Origin of the sequence: Streptomyces sp. NPDC001027, from assembly GCF_040299045.1 — a bacterium.
In the GTDB taxonomy this organism is placed as follows: domain Bacteria; phylum Actinomycetota; class Actinomycetes; order Streptomycetales; family Streptomycetaceae; genus Streptomyces.
The window spans coordinates 25,285-40,456 of sequence record NZ_JBEPBI010000064.1 but is presented as its reverse complement, the minus strand read 5'-3'; the positions used below and the strand labels follow the sequence as shown (position 1 = coordinate 40,456).

Here is a 15,172-nt window from a genome sequence, read left to right as displayed (position 1 = left end):
GTGTCCTGAACACCGGCCGCCCCTCGGCCGTTTCGCTGCTCCTGCTCCTGCTCCTGCTCCTGCTATTGCTGCTGTGGCGGCTGGGGCGCGTGCGGCGCTTCGGGAGCCTGCGGGTACTGCGGCCGCTCGGTCGGCTCGGGCTGCTGCGGGTAGCCGTAGCCGGCGGGGGGATAGCCGGGCTGCGGCTGCTGGGGCTGGGCGTAGAAGTCCTGGCCCGGGTGCGGTTGCTGCTGCGGCGGATACGGCTGGGCCGGCTGACCTGGCTGCTGGGTGTACGGCTGGGCCGGCGGCTGCCCCTGGGGCGGGCCCTGCTGCGGATACGGCTGCGGGTACGGCTGACCGGGCTGGGGCGCCTGCGGCGGGTACGCATAGCCCGCCTGGGACGGATAGGGCTGCCCCGGCACGGGCTGTGCGGGCATCGGCTGCCCCGGCACGGGCTGCCCCGGCATGGGCTGTCCGGGCATGGGCGGGGCGGCCACCGGGGGCGGGTTCCCGTCGTTGGTCCACAGTCCCTGGTGCTGCTGGTGGCGGATGAAGTCCTCCGCGACCAGCGCCGTGAGGTTGAAGTAGGCCTCGCGCACCTTCGGTCGCATCATGTCGAGGTCCACCTCCGCGCCCGCGGCGAGGTGCTCGTCGAACGGCACGACGACGACACCGCGGCAACGGGTCTCGAAGTGCGACACGATGTCGTCCACCTTGATCATCTTGCCGGTCTCGCGGACCCCGGAGATCACCGTGAGGGACCGCGAGACGAGCTCGGCGTACCCGTGCGCGGACAGCCAGTCCAGCGTCGTGCTGGCGCTGCTCGCGCCGTCCACGGACGGTGTCGAGATGATGATGAGCTGGTCGGCGAGGTCGAGCACACCGCGCATCGCGCTGTAGAGCAGACCGGTGCCGGAGTCGGTGAGGATGATCGGGTACTGGTTGCCCAGCACCTCGATCGCGCGCCGGTAGTCCTCGTCGTTGAAGGCCGTGGACACCGCCGGGTCGACGTCGTTGGCGATGATCTCCAGACCGGACGGCGCCTGGGAGGTGAACCGTCGGATGTCCATGTACGAGTTGAGGTACGGGATCGCCTGGACCAGGTCCCGGATCGTCGCCCCCGTCTCCCGGCGCACCCGTCGGCCGAGCGTGCCGGCGTCCGGGTTGGCGTCGATCGCCAGGATCTTGTCCTGGCGTTCGGTGGCCAGCGTGGCGCCGAGCGCGGTGGTGGTCGTGGTCTTGCCCACGCCGCCCTTGAGACTGATGACGGCGATCCGGTAGCACGACAGCACCGGCGTGCGGATCAGCTCCAGCTTGCGCTGCCGCTCCGCCTCCTCCTTCTTGCCGCCGAGCTTGAAGCGGGAGGACGCGGCGGTCGGCCGGCCGCTCTTGGCCTTCTGCTTCTTGTTGTTGAGCAGCCGGTCGGACGACAGCTCCACGGCGGCCGTGTAACCGAGCGGCGCGGCACCGGGGTTGACCGGCTGCCGCTGGTCGTGCTGGATCGGCTGCGGCCAGGCGGCCCCGGCCCGGGGGTCGACCGGCTGCTGGGGAGCCTGCGGTGCCTGCGGCTGTTCAGCCTGCGGGGCATGCGGGACCTGTGGCGCGGGCGGCTGCGGGAAGCCGTAGGCGCCGGGTGCGCCGGGTGCGGCGGGTGCGGCATACGGAGTCGGCTGAGGCACCGGGGGCGGCTGCGGTCCGGCGGAGCCGGGAGCGCCGGGCGCCTGGGGCGCGGGCGGCTGCGGGAAGCTGTGCGGCCCCGCCGGCGGGAAGTCCTGACCGCCGGCCGCCGGGGGCTGTCCGTCGCCCGGCTGCGGAGTCCCGGGCTGCGGGAATCCGGGCGCGGCCTGGGCAGCCTGAGGCTGCTGCGGGGCCTGCGGAGCGGGCGGCTGCGGGAAGCCGTATCCGTCGGGGGCGGCGGGCGGCGTTGGGTACGGGTGCGGCTGCGGGGCGGCTGCGGCGGGAGGCGCTGCCGGGTCCGTGTCGTGCTGCGGGAAGCCGTAACCGCCGGGCACGCCGGGCGGGTTCGGGGTGGGGGCGACGCCGGGCGGCGGGAAGCCGTACCCCGGCTGCGGGGCCTGGGGCTGCGGGGCCGGAGCGTGCGGCGCGGCCGGGGCCTGCGGAGCGGGCGGCTGCGGGAAGCCGTAACCGCCGGGGGCGGCGGGCGGCGTCGGGTACGGGTGCGGGGCGGCTGCGGCGGGAGGCGCTGCCGGGACCGCGTCGTGCTGCGGGAAGCCGTAACCGGGCTGCGGTGCGGCGGCCGGAGCGGGCTGCTGGGCCGCCGGGTTCCCGCCTGCCGGCGGCTGGCCGGCCGGCGTCTGAGCCGCGGCCTCGGCGGGTTGCGGCTGTGCCGGCCACTGGGCCGCCGCTGCAGGGGCCGCGGGCTCGTACGACGGCGGCAGCGGCGGCAGTTCGCCGTGCGGGGGCGGCGGGGGAGTCCATGCGGCTGGGGCGGCGGGAGCGGGCTCCTGGGGCGCGGGAGCGTCGTTCTGCGCAACGCTGTCCTGCGGCTCAGCGGCACCTTCCGGGGCGGCGGCGGCGACGCCGGCGGCGGGGCTATCAGGCGTCGGTTCCGTCACGCCGTCGGCGTCCGGGGCCTCGGGCTGGGCCTGGGGCCCGGTACCGGGCGCGGCTGCGGGCTGGGCTCCGGCCGTAGCGTCCGCCTGTGCCTGTGCCTGTGCCTGTGCCTGTGCCTGAGGCTGTGCCTCCGGCTCCGGCTCCGGGTCCGCGTCTGCGTTCGCCTCAGCGTCGGCCGGGGCTTCCGCGTCGGCGGCGGTGTCACCGTCTGCGTCCACCGCATCCGTGGAAGCGGTCGGCTCAACGCCCTCGGACACCGGGGAGACCTCCGGGGAGGGCTCCGTCGACGGCCCGGGGGAGTCGGCCGGCTCGTCGGACGCGAGGGGCTCGTCGGGCGCCTCGACGGCGCCGGCGGGACCCGTGGCGTCGACAGGTGATGCTTCGCCCTCGGCGGCGGGGCCGTTGGCCGTCTCCGCGGGGTTCTCGTGTCCGGGCTGCACGGCAGCGGCCTGTTCCGCGATGTCACGCCGGAGAGCGGCCGAGGAGAAGCGCATGGTGGCGCCGCTCTCCAGGTCGCCGTTGCCCGCGTCGCCCTCCGCTGCGGCGACTGCGTCGGCGCCCGCGCCCGCAGCCCCCCAAGGCGCACCCGGCTGCCCCAGGGGCTGCGGCTGGAAATGAGCCGGGGCCGGGGCCGGCGCTGAGACGTGTGGCTGGGCCTGTGGCTGGGCGTGTGGTTGGGGCTGGGCCTCGGGCTGCGGCTCGAAGCCGCCGCCCGGCGGAACGCCCGGCGGAACGCCCGGAACGGGAGTCGGCTCCGCGACGAAGGGCGCGGCAGGAGCCACCGGACCCGCAGGAGCCACCGGACCGCCAGGAGTGACCGGACCGCCAGGAGCCACCGAACCGCCAGGAGTGAACGGGCCGGCAGGGTTCATCGGTTCCGCGGCCCCAGTGGGCCCGGTCGGCGCGGGAGGGGCCGTGGGCGCGCCGGGCGGCGGAGGCGGGGCGGCCACGAACGGCGCGCCCGGAGCAGGCGGAGCGGCCGGACCACCCGCACCGCCCGGACCACCCGCACCGCCCGGACCACCCGCACTGCCCTGGCCGCCAGGGCCGCCCGGGGCTCCGGGCGCCGGCGGCGCGGGAGGAGCGGCAGGCGTTCCCGGCGCGGGCGTCGCACCCGGTGCCGAACCGCCGCCCGCGTTCTGCGTGTACCAAGCCGGCGGCGCGTAGTCGATGGTGAACTCGCCCGTCGCCTCGACGGCGGATTCCGCGTCGGGCTGGTCATCGCCGGGTGTGGCCCAGCCCCCGCGGATGCCGTCCCGATCGCTGCTCACAGTTCCTCCTGGTTGGTCGAGCACCCTCATGCCGTGCCGAAGCGACCATGTCTGTCGTCCGATGTGGGTTCGCGGCCGTCTGACGTCGTCGGATGTGCGGGCCCTCCCCCGGGGACGCCGACGTCCACCCCACGGTTTCCGGCCCTGCGCCCCGTACCAGCCTAATCACCGAACGGCCCGCCCCGGCAGGCCCGCCCACCCCTCGGCACCGGTCCGTCACGTCACGGACCGTCAGAGAGGCCGCGGGGGCAGGTCAGGGCGCCGGGAAAATCCTTCGTAGTGACGGAAAACGCCTGAACTGCCCCAAGTGGTGCCCGAACTGCCCCGAGCGGTGCTCGACCTGCCCCCGGGGGTGCCTGAACTGCCTTGAGCGTCACGCAGGGGGACAGCGCGGCGGCTGCCTCAGTCGATCCGTCTCGGCGTGCCCAGCAGGCCGATCTCCGCGTCGGTGGGCTGGGTCATCACGTACTGCCGGTCCCGGTCGCCGCACCACAGCGTGAAGCCGTCGGCGAGAGCGGGCAGGGCTTCCACGTCACGTGGGGGCAGTGCGAGGGCGCGGCCGAGTTCCGTCGCCTCGTCCGGCGAGATCCGCTGGACGCCCACGAGACGGGCCTGCCGGATCAGCCGGGGGGCGACCGGGCTGAGGTACGGCAGAAGGGTCAGCACGGACTGCCAGGGCCCGGAGGCGACCCGTCCGCGCGGCGGGCGCATGCCGCAGTCCCGCACCACCAGCGCGGGCGTGCCCGCCGAGGCGCCCTGCGGGGGCACCCGGCCGACCTCGTACACCGCCAGCCCGTTCTGTCCGCCGCCCATCGCGTGCACCATCTGCACCCAGGCCTGCGGCCGTCCCGTCTCCACGGCCACCCGCGCCCCCGTGGCCGCCGCCCTCAGCGCCAGCACCTGCGCCGTCCACAGGCCGCCGATGAGGACGACGTCGTACGGCGTGGGCCGGTTGACGCCCAGCACGGCCGGCCGCCCCTCGGCGTCCACGCCGATCACGACACCGTCGTCCCCGATGGGCAGGGCGAGCGCCGCCAGTTGCTCCAAAGACGCCGAGTGGCGGCCGTGCCGTGGCCCGAGGAGGCCGAACCCACTGCGCGGCGACCGGCGTCCCGGCCGGCCCGCGGGCGGCTCCGGGTCGCCGGAAGCGGTGGTTCCGTGCGCTGTCGTCGCCGTCATCGAGCACCTCCGAGGGGCAGCGTCGCGAGCATGCCGGGCACCTGCTCCCGGTCGAGGCGGGCGAGGCCCGCGCCGGTGTGCCGGGCCGCGCCCTGCACGGCGCGCCGGGCCGCCACGAGTTCGTCGTCACTGCGCCCGGTCACCCGGATGTGTCCGGAGAGGGACACCTCCTGCCGGTCGCCGCGCGCGAGCGTGACGCTGAACGTGGTGGCGAGCGCGGGAACGGCCGTCACCAGGGCGACGAACTGCGGCAACGACGGGCCGGCGCCGCCCAGCGCGGGCCAGCGGCGCAACCAGTACGTGGTGTGGCGGCGGTTGTCGCACCGCCAGCTGCGGCCGGTCTCCTCGGTCCGCCGCTCCAGCTGCCCCGTGCGGCCGGCCTCGGCCGTGACCAGCGGGTTGGCGCAGGCCGACGTGGCGACCGCGGCCGTCAGCTCCTCCTCGTCGAGGACGCTCGCCCGGAAACCGGCGCCCGTCAGCCGACTCGCGAGATGGTCCGCCGCCCGCACGACGCACTTCTGAGCGCCGGTCAGACCGCCCCCGCGGACCGCGACGGCCTCCGGACACAGCTCCGGATCCAGCTTCAGCGCGATCCAGGTGATCCGCACCGCCGGCGCTCCCGTCTGCTCCTGCAGCGGCGCGTAGTTGGCCACCGCCACCGACTGCCGGGGCAGGTGCAGGGCGGGCGCGGGCTGGGTGTGCAGCACGATCTGCGCGGACTCCAGGACGATGCCGTCCACTTCGAGGGCGTCCGCCACCAGCGCGAGGGGCAGCGGCTGCCGGTCGCGCTCTGCCCGCAACGCGGTCGCGTCCGCCTGCACCTGCAGGACGGCGGTGACGAACGTGCCGTCCCCGACCAGTCCGACCGGCCGCCGGTCGCGTCCGCCGTACGTATAGGTGCGCAGGCCCGGATCGCACTCCACGGCCGGCCCGAACCCCGGTTCCGTGCCGGCCGGTATCCCGAGCCGGTCGGCACGGCGTCGACGCGCCTTCAACGCCCGTGCGGTGGCCAGCCATTCCGGCAGCGAGCGGCCCCGGCGACGGGCGAAGGCGAGGACCACCAGCGCGACGGCGACGACCGCCGCCGCGACCAGCGCCACGGGCCCCGCCACCCAGCCGACGACCACCGCCGCAGCCGCGATCTCCAGCAGGACCAGGCGTTGCAACCGGAATGCCCCGCCTTGCACGGTGCGCGCCCTGAGGTGCGGCGCCCCGGACGCCGACGAGGCGCCGCCCCGCTCGGGCGGCTGCGGACCGGGGGGCGCCGAGCCCCGGTTCCGCGACCGGCCGGCGGAGCGCACGCCCGTTCCCGAAGCCATCACTCCATCTCCCCGTTCCGTTCACGAATCGCCCGTGTTCCAGCACCGCACACGGCACTCGACGGCCCAGGAACCCTACCCGCTCCCCGAGTCCCCAGAGTTACCGGGCATAGTAGGTGGCCGCTCTGACATCGGAGACGGGGAACCGGGCCCGCCCGCGCAGCAGATCACGCGGGATCGGCCGGAAAACGGGGAGTGACGAGCACAGATGGCATCTCGGCGGGACCAGCTCAACGCCTACACCTTCGCGAAGCGCAGGATGCTCGCGGCCTTCCTCCAGTCGTCGCCCGACGGCTCGGAGGAGGGGGCGCCGCGACCGTTGCGCGGGATCCTGCCCGGCATCGTGGTCGGGGTGATCGTGATGGCCGTCTTCGGGGCGTGGGGCATGTTCAAGCCGACCGCCCCCAAGGGCTGGGACGAGCCCAACGCCAAGGTGATCGTCGCGAGCAAGTCGACCACCCGCTACGTCGTCCTGCGCACCGGCAAGGAGGTCCAGCTGCACCCGGTCCTCAACATGGCCTCCGCGAAACTGCTCCTCGAGGAGGGGCAGGGCGACGTGGTGACGGTCTCGGAGTCCGTCCTCGACAGCGGCAAGGTCCCGCACGGCGTGACCGTCGGCATCCCGTACGCCCCCGACCGGCTGCCGTCCGCGTCCGAGGCGGGCAGCGCCAAGCGCTGGGCGGTCTGCGAGCGGCCGGGGGCCGGCGGCGGCGCCTCGGTCCAGAAGGCCGCACTGGTGCTGGCGTCCCGTGAGAAGGACGCCACCGAGGGCTCGGAGCGCCTGCACGGCGGCCAACTGCTCTACGTGGCGGGCCCGGACGGCAAGCGCTTCATCGTGGACGCGGCCGGCACGGCGTATCCGGTGGGCGGCGGCGACGAGTTGCTGCTGCGCGCGGTGGTCGGCTCCGGCCGGCAGCCGCAGCGGGTCTCCGCGGAATGGCTGGCGACCCTGCACCAGGGCGATCCGATCGCCTTCCCTGACGTCCCCGGACGGACGGGCTCCGCGGCTGCCGCGCCCGGCCAGCTGGACGATGCCGAGAACAAGATCGGCATGGTGCTCAAGGCGTCCGACAACCACAAGGACCAGTACTACGTGGTCCTGCAGGGCCGGGTCGCTCCCGTGTCCGCGTTCGTCGCCCAGCTGCTGCTGTTCAGCAAGGAACTGGCCCCGCTCGGCCAGGCCGGCCACGCCCGCGAGATGAGCCCCGGCGCGATCGTGCCGGGCGGCCCCTTCGGCACCGAGCACCGCTGGCCGACGGGGAGCCCCGTGCCGGTCAACGAGGCGTCGTCGGCCGCCGGGAGCCGCAGCACCGTCTGCACGGTCCTGCGGGGCGTGAACGCGGGGTCGGGCGCCACGACCCTGAGCACCTGGGCGGGCGACGACTTCCCGGCCAAGCTGCCCACGGGCTCCTCCAGCGCCTACGTCACCCCGGGCTCCGGCCAGCTCTACCGCCAGTTCCAGGGCGAGGAGACCAAGGCCGGGCCGGTCTTCCTCGTCACCGACACGGGACTGCGCTACGTCCTGCAGTCCAACGGCGACAGCGCGACGGACGACGCGGGCATCGGCACCACCCCCGAGCAGCGCGAGAAGCAGCAACAGGAGGCCAAGCAGGCCCAGACCCTGCTGGGTTACAAGGACGTCGACCCGGCGCCGATCCCGGCCGCCTGGTCGGAGTTCCTGCCCACCGGCCCCCGCCTGTCGACGGCGGCGGCCCGCCAGCCCCAGGGCTCGTGAGAAGGGAGACGGCCATGGCGCCGCGTACGGCGACGGAGGCGTGGGAGACGGCCGTGACGCCGCGTACGGCGACGGAGGCGACGTGGCGATCCACGCCGTGGCGTTCCGCGGCGTCACGGCGGTCCGCGCGGTCGCGGCCCGCGACATGGGCCCTGCGCACGACGCTCGCGACGGCCGCCGCCCTCCTCACCACCGCCACCGTCCTCGCTCCTCCCGCGGCGGCCGCGCCGACGGCGGGCAAGCTCCCCTACTCCGACCAGTGCGCCTTCCCCAACGGCGACTATCCGGGACGCCCCTGGTCCCTGCAGCGGGTCCTGCTGGACGAGCTGTGGAGCCGCTCCCGGGGCAAGGGCGTCCGTGTGGCCGTCATCGACACGGGCGTGGACGTCAAGAACCCGCAGCTCGCCCGCGCGGTGGACGTGAAGGCCGGCCGCAACCTCCTGCCGAAGAACCTCAAGGACGAGGACGGCGACCCGATCGAGCGCGGCAACGAGAACGGCACGACGGACACCGTCGGCCACGGCACCAAGGTCGCCGGCATCATCGCGGCCCGCCCCCGCGAAGGAACCGGCTTCGTGGGCCTGGCCCCCGAGGCGACGATCATCCCGATCCAGCAGAACGACGCCGAGGGCCACGGAGACACCAAGTCCCTCGCCCAGGCGATCCGGTACGCCGCCCAGGCCGGGGCCGGCGTCATCAACATCTCGCAGGACACCTCCAACGCGCTGAAGCCGTCCCCCGACCTGGAGAAGGCGATCGACGAGGCGCTGGCCCGCAAGATCGTCGTCGTGGCGTCGGCGGGCAACGACGGCCTCGGCGGCAACGTCAAGGAGACCTACCCCGCCTCCTACGAGGGCGTCCTCGCGGTGGCCGCCTCCGACCGCAACAACGAGCGCGCCTCCTTCTCCCAGTCCGGCGACTTCGTCGGCGTCGCAGCCCCCGGGGTCGACATGATCTCCACGGTGCCCCAGGGCGGCCACTGCTCCGACAACGGGACGAGCTTCTCCGCGCCGTACGTGGCGGGCGTGGCCGCACTGCTCAAGGCGCGGCACCCCGACTGGACCGCACGCGAGATCGTCGCCCAGATCGAGCAGACCGCGGAGCGCACCATCGCGGGCCACGACCGTCTGGTCGGCTGGGGCGTCGTCGACCCGGTCCGCGCCCTGACGGAGGACGACCGCCCCGTCGAGTCGCCGCGCCCCGAAGGCGGCCTGGGCAAGGCCGAGGCCCCGTCCCCCGCCAAGTTCCAGATCGGCGAGACCCCCGACGAACGCAACACCCGCCTCGCCACCTACGTCACCGTCGGCGCTGCCGTCCTCGTCGCCGGCCTCGCCGGCACAGCGGTGGCGATCCGAGACGCCCGCAAACGCTCCCGCAGACTTGCGGGGGCGGGTGCGGGAGCCGAGTAGCGGCGGCGCGAATAGGCCGACGCACGCGGCCACGGGGCGAGTTGAGGCGTGCAGGGGGCACGGAATACGACCATCACAACAGTCAGCGACTTGTGATGCCGATGTGTCGGGGGACGGAGGTACACCATCGGCCGAGGACGCCGTATGCATCCGTGAAGTGATGAAGCAGCCCCGCCGGTCGTGCTCCTGACGTCCATGCCCCAATGGCGAGCAGAAGTCGACGATGACCGAATTCGATGAGCGTTCGTGGTCCGAGGCGATCGACATCTACGAGCGCCGGGCGACCGTGCCCGACGAGTCCGACTAGGCCCCTGCCGTGGCCGAGTTGGGCATGGAGGTCGAGCCTCCGCCGCCGTACTGACCCGGCGGTTGGCTCGCCCTCGTCGCGGGCCGATTGAGCGCCCCACGCGCCGACTACGGCACCGGAACCCCGACGGACGCGCCCTGACGGACGTGCAGGTCATCTCGCGGTCAAGCGCTGATCTGGCCCCGGCCAAGCACTTGTATGCGTTCCGCATGCCCGGTCCCCGCCGCCCCGACATAGCCGGACTTGCCCGAAAGAAGCCTGGCTACGGTGGTGCCGCCACAGCATCCGCAAGTCCACGGGGAACAGGAGACGGCGGTGGGCACACCCATGCGTTCACGCCTCCTCGACTACATCGAGGCAGCACCGGTCGCAGCACCGCCCGCAGGGACGGACCCGACGGCTCCGCGGACGCCGGAGCCGGGACCGGAACCCGGTAGATCGCGCCTCCTCGAATACGTCGAGACCGCGAGCTCCACAGCAACCCGGCCCGCATCTCCGGGCGCCAGGCCCGGCGTCCCCGCCTACCACACCCCCGTGTTCGTCCCGGCCCATCCCCGGTACGCCGAGGTCACGGACGCGGACGGCCGTCCGGCCCGGGTGCCTTTCATCACGTACGAACTCTTCGAACGCCCAGCGGCAGGAACCGGGACCGAATCCGGGCCCGGAGCCGAAGCCGCGACCGTCACCGGGACCGTGGCCTTCGCCTTCACCACCCGCGACCGGCTCGTCGCCGCGCTCGGCGACGCCCAACCCTGGGTCGCCACCTCGATCGGCCCCCTGGCCGAAGCCGTCGGCGCGTACGACGCCACGGTCCTCCTCGACCCACGGATCGCCCCCGGCCGGCACAACTGGCAGCCGGACGACCTCGCCGCCTACGCCCGCGAGGTGCGCTGATGCCGCCCGACTTCAAGGCCGTCCTCGGCGACCTCACCTCGATGTCCAAGACCCTCCACGACGAGGCGGTCAACTACCGGAAGCTGCACGCCGACGTCGCCCCGCCTCTGGCCGGCGGCGGCGACGCCGGCCTGGACCACGCGCTCAAGGAGGTCGCCGACCTCATCGTCGCCCTGCACATCGGCTTCGCCGACCGCCTCGACGACCACGGCGACAAGGTGGCGTACGCCCGCGACTCGTTCCGACGGCACGACATCGACGTACACGGACTCTTCGAGGACCTGATGGCGGGTGACGGCTGATGAACGACAGCTGGGTGGGCGGCGACATCGGCGGACTGCGCACGATGGCCGAGACGTACAAGAACGCCAAGGACAAGCTCGACGACGTCATCACCCCCGTCAGTCGCGCCGTCGAGGCGCTCGTCGGCGACGCCGCCTGGAAGGGCGAGGCGGCCGAGACCTTCCGCGCAACCTGGAGCGAGGACGCGCTGACGGCCGGGGCCTTCGCCACGCTCGTGCACAGTGCGGGCGACATCCTCGACACGCTCGTCGGCGCGCTCTCGGCCTGCGAGACGGCTCTGCAGAACGCCGAGCACGTCGCCACGGGCAAGGGCGTCCCCATGGGGGAGAAGGGCGTCCCGCTGGAGATGCTCACGGCGAGTCCGCCCAGTGCCGACGACCAGAAGACGATCGCCGCCCTCGTCGAGTACGGCAAGGTCCGCGACGAGATCCTGCACACCGCCCAGCACGCCCGTCTCGTCGCCGCGGACGGCCTGCGCGGCCTCTACGCGCAGGTGACGGCACCGGTCTCGACCGGAGACAAGATCACCATCGTGGACGCCCTCCGCGGCCTCTACGCCTACGACGCCGAGGACGCTCGGGCCGGCGGCAGAAAGGCCCGCGCACTGATCGACGACGCCAAGGCCGAGGAACGTGCCGCCAAGAAGGGACTGCGCGCCGAGCGCAAGGCCTTCCAGAAAGCCGGCCGCGCACTGCCCGACGACCTCCCCGCCAAGAGCGCCTACCGGGACGCGGTGACACAGGTCGACTCGCTCGAGGACGCCATCGCCCGCGCCGACCACGGGAGCACGGCCCTGCCGTACGACCGGGCCCTCAACGTCAAGCTGGCCGACGCGGCGGATGCGCTGCGCCTCGGGGAAGGCGTCGCCAAACTCCCCGAGTTCCTCAGGGAGATTCCGGTCCTGGACGTCGCGGCGGCCGCCGCCTGCGGCCTGGTGGAGGCCAAGGACGACCATGACAAGGGCTGGTCCTGGCAGCACTCGGTGGTCGTCGACGGCGGAGTGGCGCTCGGCGGCCTGGCCGTCGGCGCCGCCGTGGTGGCCGCCCTGCCGGTCGAGGGCGCAGCGGCGGTCGCCGTGGTCGGCGTGGGGACGACGATCCTCGCGACCGACGTGCTGGACCACACGTTCCACGAGCACTGGAGCGAGGACATCCACGACCACGGGGTGGTCGGCGGCGTGCTGCACGGCGCCGGAAACGTCATCTCCGAGACCGGGGACGACTTCGTACGACTCAAGGATGACGTCTGGCATGGCATCAAAGGCATCTTCTGATGTTCCGGTCGCAGGGGTCCCCCCGAAGATCCCCAAACTGCCCGGCCTCGGAACGAGTTGGTACCGACGAGGTGCACGTTACTGGGCACGCAGGGTCCGGACGGCGCTCATCATGTTCTCCGTCCTGGCCTTCCTCTGTTACGTCGTCGTCCGGATGTACTTGGGGGTCCCTCGCAGCGATCTGCCGCCGACCCTGCGCACCGTATGGGACTGGACGCAGGCAGCCGCGTCCGGCGTGGCGGTTGTGTGGGGGTGGGTGAAGCAGCGCCGCGACCACCGCAAAAAGCTTCTCGACCCTCCCACTCCCCAGCAGATGTGGGACGCGAAGCGCCGAGACACCAGGCGCGCCTCCGGGCTGGCCGGCGCCGCAGTCCTCCCACTGCTCGTCGCGGCACCGGTCCTGCCCGTGATCGCCGCCTGGGGCGTCGGCTGGTTCACGGCCATGCTCACCGTCCGCGAGTACCCCAGCGAAGTCGGGGCCCGGCGCTGGGTGGCGGAGAGGATGTGACGTTCTGCGAAGAATAGGTGGTGTGCCCAACGAGCGGTAGCAGGGTTGTTGCATATGGCAGTTGGGACTGTCAGAGGAGGTCGATAGAGTGGTCGTGTTGCGGTCATGAACACGTGAGAGGCGCGCAGTGAGCTGCTCAGGACGGGCAGCGGAAAACGGGGAGATGGGCTGTCGTGATTCCTGCGGACACAGGTGGGGGCGCCGACATGCGGCGCGGCTACATGGCGCTCTCGACGTTCAAGAAGCGGGTGGACGACCTGCTCACGGCCTTCGAGAAATCTGCGGGCGGCTCCGCGAAAGTGGCGGGCCACAGCTTGTCGGCGGCCACGTTCGGAGCGGGTGAGTTCCCGGAGGCAAAGACCCTCCACCTGCAGTACGAGCGCGTCCACGAGCGCATCACGGCGTTGTCCAAGTCACTCGGCCTCCAGCTGGAGGCGATGCAGATCGCCGTGCACGGCGTGGACGTCACCTTCGACAACCTGGAAGACGAGCTGCGGTACCGATTCCATGAGATCCGGACCGAGGTCAACCGGGACCGGGACGAGGCGCTCAACGAGCAGATCCAGCGGACCAACGACGCCGACCACACCGACGCGGGGTACTGATGAGCGGCGACAAGAAGCCGGACCACTACCAGGCGGAACGCCAGGACGCGACCCAGCAGAACACCGGCGTGGACGACGCCGTGAACAAGGCTGTGAACATCAGCCCCGGCATGCTCAGCAGTCCCGGCGGATTCGGCAACACCAGCTTCGAGGGCTACGAGCTCAACGCCATGATCGACATCGTCGAGGGGGCGAGCCCGGAGACGCTGGAGAGCGCCGCCACTGCCCTCGTCGACGCGCGCGACGCCATCAACGACGCCGCCGACGAGCTGAGCCGCAACCTTGGCAACGTCGACTGGGAGGGCGAGGCGCACACCGCCTTCTACACCTGGGGCATGAACCTCACCACCACCGCGCTGGCACTGGCGAGTTACACCGACGAGGTGGGCACCCAGGTCCTGGCGGCAAGCTCCGGCCTTGCCTCCGTACGCAAGTCGATGCCCCCGCGTGACAGCCGCATCGTCCCCAAGAAGGTCGACGACATCCCGACGCCTCAACGCGTCGAGGGCAACGCGGAGTACACGGCAGCGGTCAAGGCCGAGAAGGACCGCCAAGAGGCCATCAACCAGATGTACCGACTGGCGTCGTTCTACACGGTGTCGAGCGGCATGATGGAAATGGCGAAGGAACCGGTCTTCCCGGAGATGCCCAGCGTGGGCGTGCCGGAGCCGCCGCCTTCGTTCGCACCACCGAAGACGCCGGTTTCGACGCACGAGTCGCTCTCTCCGCTGAGTGATCCAGGAACGACGCGGCGAGACTCGGTGGATTCCGGGACAGTGCGATCCCGTTCGGATGAGACGCTGCCGTCCCACAAGAGCGTGGACGAGACGATCAGAACTCCCGAGCGGCATGTGGGCACGGAGATCGACAGCGTCGGTACGCTGCCGCCCCAGGAGACGATGAAGCCGGCACCCACAGCGCCGCCATCGACGGCTCCCAGCGTCACTCCTGTGGGAACGACGCCACCTCTGACGCCTGTCGGAATCCCGGCTGCTCTGCGAGGGCCGGCTGGGCGTGCGGCTACGTTCGGCGGTACGACGGGCCGCACTCCTGCGGGTCGCATGGGAACTGGCCCTATGGGGCCGATGGGCCGGGCCGGTGGGCCTGTCCAGGCAGGCGGTCGTACAACAGGTCCTATGGGGCCCATGGGCCGGACGGGTGGGCCCGCTCAGGCAGGCGGCCGTACGACCGGCCCCCTGGGGCGAGGCGTAGTCGGTGGCCTGCCCAAGACCGGCGGACCGATGACCAATCAAGCCAGCGGTGTCATGCGAGGTCCCGTGAACGGCATGGCCGCCGCGAATCCCGGCCGCGCCGGCGCGGGCCGCACCACCAACGGGGTCGTCGGAGGAAGGCCGATCACTGGAGCCGGATCTGGTGCCAACGGTGCAAAGGTGCCACGTGGCACGGTAATCGGCGGTCAGGTCGCGCCCACCCCACCGGTTACGGGTGAAAAGCCCGGACAGCGGGGGGTGATCGGGGCTCCGAACCCAACCAAGGGCGCGGGACAGGGAACGCGTCGTCCCATCGCAACTCCTGACGGGGTGACAGGAACGCAGACCGGACGAAACCCGGGATCCAGGAATGGCGGGTCCACCCAGGGCGGAACCGGCGGCGGGCGTGGCTCCAACGGAAACCAGCGTTCCGGCGAAACGCGATCGCGCCGCAGGCAGCGGCGTGACGGGGCGTCGTCGACCGACTGACCGGACAAGAGCGAGGACAGACAGAGGCATGGTGTCAGGGATCAGTCGACGTGGCGGGTGGAGTGCGCCCTTCACGGGACGAAACAGGAGACGGGTTTCCATCGTCTCTTCAG

At 72.8% G+C, this 15,172-nt stretch carries 11 protein-coding genes; 8 read left to right on the top strand and 3 right to left on the bottom strand.

All coding sequences use genetic code 11. The features are described from left to right. Positions 1–62: 62 nt before the first annotated feature. From ABT300_RS19635 to eccE, 3 genes are all read right to left on the bottom strand, one after another. On the bottom strand, positions 63–3,857 hold the full coding sequence (locus ABT300_RS19635; RefSeq protein ID WP_502977961.1) for an SCO5717 family growth-regulating ATPase: 3,795 nt from the start codon (positions 3,855–3,857) through the stop codon (positions 63–65). A gap of 372 nt (positions 3,858–4,229) precedes the next feature. Then, on the bottom strand, positions 4,230–5,006 hold the full coding sequence (locus ABT300_RS19630) for a hypothetical protein (RefSeq protein ID WP_351677176.1): 777 nt from the start codon (positions 5,004–5,006) through the stop codon (positions 4,230–4,232). Continuing rightward, positions 5,003–6,325 (bottom strand): type VII secretion protein EccE, encoded by a 1,323-nt coding sequence (eccE, locus tag ABT300_RS19625; protein ID WP_351677173.1) that lies wholly within the window; start codon positions 6,323–6,325, stop codon positions 5,003–5,005. The genes ABT300_RS19630 and eccE overlap by 4 nt, the downstream gene beginning before the upstream one ends. 208 nt (positions 6,326–6,533) lie before the next feature. On the opposite strand from eccE, the gene eccB reads away from it, so the two are divergent. The 8 genes from eccB (at position 6,534) to ABT300_RS19585 (ending at position 15,059) form a co-directional block, all read left to right on the top strand. Further along, a complete protein-coding gene (gene eccB / locus ABT300_RS19620; protein WP_351677170.1) occupies positions 6,534–8,060 on the top strand; it encodes a type VII secretion protein EccB in 1,527 nt (508 codons plus the stop codon). Positions 8,061–8,074: 14 nt separating this feature from the next. Further along, complete coding sequence (gene mycP, locus ABT300_RS19615; protein WP_351677169.1) at positions 8,075–9,469, top strand: type VII secretion-associated serine protease mycosin; 1,395 nt, start codon at positions 8,075–8,077, stop codon at positions 9,467–9,469. 622 nt (positions 9,470–10,091) lie between these two features. Beyond that, positions 10,092–10,670, top strand: coding sequence for a hypothetical protein (locus ABT300_RS19610; RefSeq protein ID WP_351677166.1), 579 nt, complete (start codon positions 10,092–10,094; stop codon positions 10,668–10,670). Beyond that, positions 10,670–10,972, top strand: coding sequence for a DUF6317 family protein (locus tag ABT300_RS19605; RefSeq protein WP_351677164.1), 303 nt, complete (start codon positions 10,670–10,672; stop codon positions 10,970–10,972). Before ABT300_RS19610 ends, ABT300_RS19605 begins: the two co-directional genes overlap by 1 nt. Further along, positions 10,972–12,246, top strand: coding sequence for a WXG100 family type VII secretion target (locus ABT300_RS19600; RefSeq protein WP_351677161.1), 1,275 nt, complete (start codon positions 10,972–10,974; stop codon positions 12,244–12,246). The genes ABT300_RS19605 and ABT300_RS19600 overlap by 1 nt, the downstream gene beginning before the upstream one ends. A gap of 112 nt (positions 12,247–12,358) precedes the next feature. After that, a complete protein-coding gene (locus tag ABT300_RS19595) occupies positions 12,359–12,754 on the top strand; it encodes a hypothetical protein (RefSeq protein WP_351677158.1) in 396 nt (131 codons plus the stop codon). A gap of 173 nt (positions 12,755–12,927) precedes the next feature. Continuing rightward, complete coding sequence (locus ABT300_RS19590) at positions 12,928–13,359, top strand: DUF2563 family protein (RefSeq protein WP_351677156.1); 432 nt, start codon at positions 12,928–12,930, stop codon at positions 13,357–13,359. Further along, positions 13,359–15,059, top strand: coding sequence for a WXG100 family type VII secretion target (locus tag ABT300_RS19585; protein WP_351677153.1), 1,701 nt, complete (start codon positions 13,359–13,361; stop codon positions 15,057–15,059). The genes ABT300_RS19590 and ABT300_RS19585 overlap by 1 nt, the downstream gene beginning before the upstream one ends. Positions 15,060–15,172 lie beyond the last annotated feature (113 nt).

Bases quoted from the DNA above. Each gene is read 5' to 3' on its own strand.
- ABT300_RS19635 (WP_502977961.1), bottom strand. From the start codon at position 3,857: ATGAGGGTGCTCGACCAACCAGGAGGAACTGTGAGCAGCGATCGGGAC.
- ABT300_RS19630 (WP_351677176.1), bottom strand. From the start codon at position 5,006: ATGACGGCGACGACAGCGCACGGAACCACCGCTTCCGGCGACCCGGAG.
- eccE (WP_351677173.1), bottom strand. From the start codon at position 6,325: ATGGCTTCGGGAACGGGCGTGCGCTCCGCCGGCCGGTCGCGGAACCGG.
- eccB (WP_351677170.1), top strand. From the start codon at position 6,534: ATGGCATCTCGGCGGGACCAGCTCAACGCCTACACCTTCGCGAAGCGC.
- mycP (WP_351677169.1), top strand. From the start codon at position 8,075: ATGGCGCCGCGTACGGCGACGGAGGCGTGGGAGACGGCCGTGACGCCG.
- ABT300_RS19605 (WP_351677164.1), top strand. From the start codon at position 10,670: ATGCCGCCCGACTTCAAGGCCGTCCTCGGCGACCTCACCTCGATGTCC.
- ABT300_RS19600 (WP_351677161.1), top strand. From the start codon at position 10,972: ATGAACGACAGCTGGGTGGGCGGCGACATCGGCGGACTGCGCACGATG.
- ABT300_RS19595 (WP_351677158.1), top strand. From the start codon at position 12,359: ATGTTCTCCGTCCTGGCCTTCCTCTGTTACGTCGTCGTCCGGATGTAC.
- ABT300_RS19585 (WP_351677153.1), top strand. From the start codon at position 13,359: ATGAGCGGCGACAAGAAGCCGGACCACTACCAGGCGGAACGCCAGGAC.